The sequence below is a fragment of the Moorena sp. SIO3I6 genome, from assembly GCF_010672095.1.
In genome coordinates this window covers 1-1,451 of record NZ_JAAHHU010001293.1, presented here as the reverse complement: position 1 = coordinate 1,451, position 1,451 = coordinate 1, and the positions used below count along the sequence as shown (strand labels likewise).

Below are 1,451 nucleotides of genomic sequence, written 5' to 3'. Positions count from 1 at the left end.
TGGTTTAGTATGGACTAGGTACTCATTACATCCCTCGTACTCAGGTCCACCAAAGTCTTCAGCAGTGAGGTTTTGGGTTTGGAGAGAGGTTCCAGTTGCCCCATCAAATACGATAACCGGGCGCTTTGGGCTATGGAGGTGATTGAGAAAAGGGCTATTCATAGATTCAGTTGCTATTTATTGACTTCAGTGGTGTGTTAACCGTTGACAGTTTAGGGAATTGGCTTCATTTATGTTGGCTCTTATAATTACTTTATCAAAAATCGACAAAATTATTTTATTTTATTTTTGGTATAATTTAAAGATTAGACAAAATTAGGTTTAAACGAGACTATAAGTAGCATTTTGTTGACAGTTTAAGGTTGAATGTTGAAGGTAAAAATTTAATTTCAATAAAGGTGAAAAGCAACAGTCATACCAAAACGAGTTTAGACAATTTATTATTATTTTAATACTGGCGTTAATTAACTAGTTTCGTAAATCCATTAAAGCAGATTTATAGCGTTGATCATACTTATAGTTAACAGATGCAGCACTAATAACTCACTTTACGTCGGCACGGATCTCTTGGAAAAGCCCAAGGGATCGTCGCTCCCTAAAGTGCAGCAAAAGTTAGGCAGTGCAGTTACTAAGAACTTGGCTATACTTTGGGTAGCCGATTGTACTCAATTCGATAACAATCTCCTCTAAAAAAGTGTATAATATAGAGTAAGTTATGTGATGGGAGAGACAATGCAAGTTAAAGACCTCACAATTGAAGAGTTTAAGGTTCTCATCCAAGAAACAGTGACTGAAACTCTAGAAGCACTGTTGAGCGATCCTGATAAAAATAAACAACTAAGACCTGAGGTTGTGCAAGAGTTGATTGATTCGCTTCACCGCACTCAGCTTGGAGAGCCTGGTATTCCTGCAGAGGAAGTAGCTGAGAAACTTGGTTTAAACTGGTAATGACTAGTTCTTGGAACCCTCGAACGAACTAGTTTTTTTCATCCTCAAGCTGCTTTTGCCCAGTGGGTTGCTATAGCCTGCAAATTAATATTGGTCGGGCAATTACGACTATTTCATGATTCCCCTCCGGAAGAAAGTGTTGGAAGTGTTGGAAGTGTCGGAAGTGTGGGGAGATTTTGAGTGGTAATGGGGTATCGAACGATGGGATCGCCTCAAGCAAGAAATGCGTTCGCGTAGCGTGACCTATGGTCAATCGCGTAACGTGGCCTAGGCCAATCGCATTCATCCCATCCTTAGATCCCCTCAACTTTTTCTTGTTGCCTTGTTTACTCAAGTAAAAATGCTATCGCTATTTTAGCTTCCTGTCTTTTGTTGTCATAAAAGATAGGAAGCTAATTTTTTGATTACCAATAATAACTCGAATTAAGTAAGCCTTCAGCTGAAGGCTGATAGCTGATAGTTTACATTATAAACCAAATATAGCAATTCTCTATGCCATGAGG

The 1,451-nt window shown here is 38.9% G+C and carries 2 protein-coding genes; one reads left to right on the top strand and one right to left on the bottom strand.

Features of this window, described 5'->3' with window-relative positions; all coding sequences use genetic code 11:
* Positions 1–720 precede the first annotated feature (720 nt).
* A complete protein-coding gene (locus tag F6K49_RS48695) occupies positions 721–948 on the top strand; it encodes a hypothetical protein (protein WP_293061962.1) in 228 nt (75 codons plus the stop codon).
* Positions 949–1,018: 70 nt separating this feature from the next.
* Here F6K49_RS48695 and F6K49_RS48690 read toward each other — a convergent pair whose 3' ends face one another.
* Entirely contained in the window at positions 1,019–1,255 is a 237-nt protein-coding gene (locus tag F6K49_RS48690) for a hypothetical protein (protein ID WP_293061964.1), read from the bottom strand.
* Positions 1,256–1,451 lie beyond the last annotated feature (196 nt).

Excerpts from the sequence above, each read along its gene's own strand:
- F6K49_RS48695 (WP_293061962.1), top strand. The coding sequence starts at position 721 with ATGGGAGAGACAATGCAAGTTAAAGACCTCACAATTGAAGAGTTTAAG.